At 59.4% G+C, this 4371-nt stretch carries 4 protein-coding genes and 1 pseudogene; 1 reads left to right on the forward strand and 4 read right to left on the reverse strand.

The window, feature by feature from the left end:
• The coding region (locus I5W_RS17335) for an ABC transporter ATP-binding protein (RefSeq protein ID WP_044530154.1) at positions 1 to 982 on the forward strand (982 nt) is incomplete at its 5' end.
• Between the two features lie 81 nt (positions 983 to 1063).
• Here I5W_RS17335 and I5W_RS17340 read toward each other — a convergent pair.
• The 4 genes and pseudogenes from I5W_RS17340 to I5W_RS17360 form a co-directional block, all read right to left on the reverse strand.
• Positions 1064 to 1957, reverse strand: a complete 894-nt coding sequence (locus tag I5W_RS17340; RefSeq protein WP_017450613.1) for a LysR family transcriptional regulator — start codon at positions 1955 to 1957, stop codon at positions 1064 to 1066.
• A 121-nt stretch (positions 1958 to 2078) separates the two neighbouring features.
• Positions 2079 to 2342, reverse strand: a complete 264-nt coding sequence (locus I5W_RS30100; protein ID WP_017450614.1) for a PAAR domain-containing protein — start codon at positions 2340 to 2342, stop codon at positions 2079 to 2081.
• Positions 2343 to 2366: 24 nt separating this feature from the next.
• Positions 2367 to 3920 carry a type VI lipase adapter Tla3 domain-containing protein gene (locus I5W_RS30105; RefSeq protein ID WP_083893569.1) on the reverse strand — a complete coding sequence of 518 codons (1554 nt, stop codon included), beginning with the start codon at positions 3918 to 3920 and terminating at the stop codon, positions 2367 to 2369.
• 83 nt (positions 3921 to 4003) lie between these two features.
• A pseudogene (locus I5W_RS17360) lies at positions 4004 to 4371 on the reverse strand (DUF2875 family protein); the annotation flags it as partial.

The following is a 4371-nucleotide window of genomic DNA, read 5'->3' on the forward strand; positions in this document are numbered from 1 at the left end:
GATCAATCGCTTGATCAACCCGACTTCCGGCCGCGTGCTCTTGAATGGCCAGGACACCTCCGGTATCGATGAAGTGGAACTGCGCCGCCACATCGGCTACGTGATCCAGCAGATCGGTCTGTTCCCCAACATGACCATCGAAGAAAATATCACCATCGTCCCGCGCCTGTTGGGCTGGGACAAGAAGCGCTGCCAGGAACGCGCCACCGAGCTGATGGCCATGGTGGCGCTGGACCCGAAGAAATTCCTGAAGCGCTATCCGCGCGAACTGTCCGGCGGCCAGCAACAGCGTATCGGCGTCATCCGCGCCCTGGCGGCCGACGCACCGGTATTGCTGATGGATGAACCCTTCGGCGCGGTCGATCCGATCAATCGCGAATCGATCCAGAACGAGTTCTTCCAGATGCAACGCCAGTTGAACAAGACCGTCATCATGGTCAGCCACGACATCGACGAAGCCATCAAGCTGGGCGACAAGGTGGCCGTGTTCCGCGCCGGCAAGCTGGTGCAGTTCGACAATCCCGATACCCTGCTGGCACGCCCCAAGGATGATTTCGTCGGCGCCTTCGTCGGCCAGGATCACACTTTGAAGCGCCTGCTGCTGGTGCGTGCCGGCGAGGCCGCCACCACCCCGGCCACGGCCCAGCCCGATGTCTCCTGCGATCAGGCCCTGGCGCTGATGGATGACCAGGATGCGCGCTATCTGACCATCATCGATGCCGACAACCGCGCGCTGGGCTATCTCACCCGCCGTGACGTGCGCGGCAATAGCGGCGTGGCCGAAGACAAGGTGCGGCCCTTCACCATGAATGCCGCACCGGACGAAAACCTGCGCGTGGTGCTCTCCAAGATGTACAAGCACAGCACCAGCTGGATGCCGGTCATCGCCAATGATGGCAGCTATCTGGGCGAAGTGACGCAAGATTCCATTGCCAGTTATCTGAGCTCTGGCAAGTCGCGCGGGATGGCGATGGCGGCTTGATCGCGCCAGAGGGCGATCTTCCCGAGGTGAAGGAAAAGGGAAAGAGGGCAATGCCGGGCCATGCGCCCGCATTGCCCTTGTTCATTGCGTCTGCTGGAGGTCGTCGAGGAAGGCCGCCACGATAGGTTCCTTGACGCTCTGACGGTTGGTCACCACGCTGATGCCGACCTCGTAGGATAGCCGCTCCCGGTTCAACGCCCGCATCTGCCCGCGCGCCTCGTAGTCGCGGCCCATCTCTTCGGGCAGGTAGCCCAGATGCTGGCCGGAGAGGATGAGCAGGGACATCGCTTCCATATTGCCGGTCACGGCCATGATGTTGCGCGGTTGCAGGGGCAGGTGTTCCGGCGGCACCGGATAGTCGCGCCAGGCCCAGGCATATTGCGCGGCCTGTTCCGGTTCGATCTCGCCGGGCTGCTCGAACAGTGGATGAGGTGGGGCGCAATAGGCCACCTGGCGTTCCTGCAGCAGCGGCGCGTATTGCAGCGCGCTGACATGGCGCCAGAAGTAACCGATGGCGATCTGGATGCTACCGTTCAGGAGCATTTCTTCCAGCTCGCCGGGCGTGCGCACCAGCAGTTCGATGCGCACCGCTTCATCGCGCTGGCGAAAGGCACGGATCACCTGCGCCAGCCGCGCATTGTGTTGCGCCGGCGTATGGCCCATCAGGCCGATGGAGAGCTTGCCGACCAGGCGCTTGTCCAGGTTGCGGGCTTCCATGCCGAATTCGGTGAGGGCGTCCATCATGCGCCGCGCAGAGTCGGCGAACTTCTCGCCCTTGGCGGTCAACTTGAAGCCGGCCCGGCCGCGCTCGCACAGACGAAATCCCAGGCGCGTTTCCAGCGTGTTCAGTTGCGCGCTGATGGTGGACTGACCGACATTGAGTCGGGCCTGCGCCGCCGAAACGCCGTGTGAGTCGACCACGGCCAGGAAGACGCGGATCAGGCGCAGGTCCAGATCGAAGACATTGTTGAGCATGGAGGAGGGGAGCAATGGCGCCGTCAAGGAAAACGCTGACCGGCGCTCATGCTCACTCTGAATGTTGGATTCCGAATATTCTTACTGGCCCGGCTGACGCCGTCAAATGCGGAATTGTCCGTCACGTCCGTCCAGACGAGGCCATGCTGGAAATCAGCGTGGCACCGCAGGATGTCTTATGGCCCTCGAACGCGACGGCCTTGCCCTCGATCAGTACCTTGGGATCGCCTTCCACGATCACGCAATCGTGATGGCCGGAGATGGGGCAAGTACAGTGATCGCCGACGCAGGCAACAGCCCGACCCATCACCGTTGATTTGTCTTGCCCGGTCACGACCTTGCCGCCGTGACTGGTAGCGTCACCCAGACGAATTACCCCGCGCATGTCATGGTTCCTCTTTTCTTGATGTCATTCAAATGGACTTCTGCCACCGTGATCCTTGGCCCAGGTGGTCTTGGTTGTTTCATCCGGCGGACTGACCATGATGATGCTGGCCATGCCGTTCGGACGACGGTTCACCGTCGCACTGGCGCCACCCTGGTGATAGCTGGCGATCAGTCCAAGACCGATCTGCACCATGGGTGAGCTGGTGCCAGTGTTGCCGATGCGCGCGCCGATGTCGTAGCCTTCCTTGACTTCGTCCGGGTGGGGTGCCGAGGCTCCCATCTGCATCAAGGCCTGGTTCAGCGGGATCACCCATTGCTTGTTGCCGGTGGTGTCGTAGAAGACGCGTTTGGGTTCGGTGGCTTCAGGCAGTCCGGCGATGGCGGCTTCCCAGCCTGCTTTCAGTGCTGCTGCTTGCAGTGCGGTCTTTAGCGGTTGGCCCTTGTCGTCGGTCAGCTTCACATCCACTGGGCGATGGAGATAGCCCAGCAGGGGAGCGCTGTCGAATTGCTTCAACTGCCAGTCGGTCCAGCGTACAGGAATATAAGGTGTTGGCTTGAAGTCGCCTGGGCCTTGGTTGCTGATGGTTTTCCATAGTTCTGGGAGTTGGGCTTGCCACCAGGTTGAGGACATTACTCCGCTTGCAGACGGGGTGCCGACTCCCGCTTCCTTTTCTTCTTTGATGAAATGAGCATTAAAGCTTCCGGGGCCGTCGTCGTCAGTATTACGCCAGAAAAAATTCCACAGCTTGACGATGTCGTATTCGGTGTCGTTCTTGTTGACATTGCTTCTTTGCTGGACAACATATGGCCTGATCAATTTATCGACACGATCAGACCGGGTCACAAGGAAGGCGCCGATGCTGTCTGGCATGGCGGGAATGACATGGCCTACTTCAGGGGTATCTACGTTGCCTGGTGTCTGCATCAGGGAGCGCGTCATGGAGCCATCCGCGCTGTATATCAATGCTGCCGGAACATCTGGATGCGTATCAAAGAAAGCGAATAGCCTTTCGATCATGGCTGCACCATCCTCGGTATTGGCATCTTCCTGCCACAACAGCAGTGTGACACCTAGGCTCGCTTCTTGACGCAAGCTGGCAAGATCGCCGGCTGGGCGTGAGGTCCGCTTCGATTTCGGGGGGTACCAGATGATTACAGGCAGCGGCCACTGATCGACTGCACGGCCTGCACCACGTTTAAAAGACAATCCAGTCACCGCGCCTAAATCTGATAAGCGCTGGTCGGCGCTATTTGTGTAGTCTCCCGGGTTCTGTGAAAGGTAAGTAGCGTGATTGTCTGCCTTCTTTTCAATAGCTCGCCATATCTCTTCGTCAGTGTCTTCGCCGACAACGATTCCCATGCCTCGCACCTCCAGCACAAATTTCTTTCCAGTTTGAGCGAGCATTGCTTGGCTCGCAGAAAGATGGCTTTCCACCGCTGCTGGAGCGGCCTGTTCCTTCGAAGCTGGATCTGTGGTTCCATTCGGTGAACGATGCATCCAGGCCCAACTTCCAGCGTAGGCCATCACTGCAACGCCAAGCACAGCCAATGCACTGTTACGAAGACTCGTTGCCATATTTGCCGTTACCTAGAATTTGCCAAGTCAGTTGTTCTCTCATGCAGCCGGTGTCGATGCAGCATTGCGGTGTTTTTTCATTGTCAGTCAAACGGGCTTCTGCCAGCGTGATTCTTGGCCCAAGCAGCCTTGGTTGCTTCATCTGGCGGACTGACCATGATGATGGTAGCCATACCATTTGGACGACGGTTCACTGTGGCGCTGGCACCGCCTTGGTGGTAGCTGGCAATGAGTCCGAGTCCGATCTGTACCATGGGTGAGCTGGTGCCGGTGTCACCAATGCGCGCGCCGATGTCATAGCCTTCCTTGACTTCGTCCGGATGGGGTGCCGAGGCTCCCATCTGCATCAAGGCCTGGTTCAGCGGGATCACCCATTGCTTGTTGCCGGTGGTGTCGTAGAAGACGCGTTTGGGTTCGGCGTTTCGGGCAGGGGGGCGACGGCTGCTCCCAT

Source organism: Herbaspirillum sp. B65, from assembly GCF_000333555.1.
GTDB lineage: Bacteria > Pseudomonadota > Gammaproteobacteria > Burkholderiales > Burkholderiaceae_D > Herbaspirillum > Herbaspirillum rubrisubalbicans.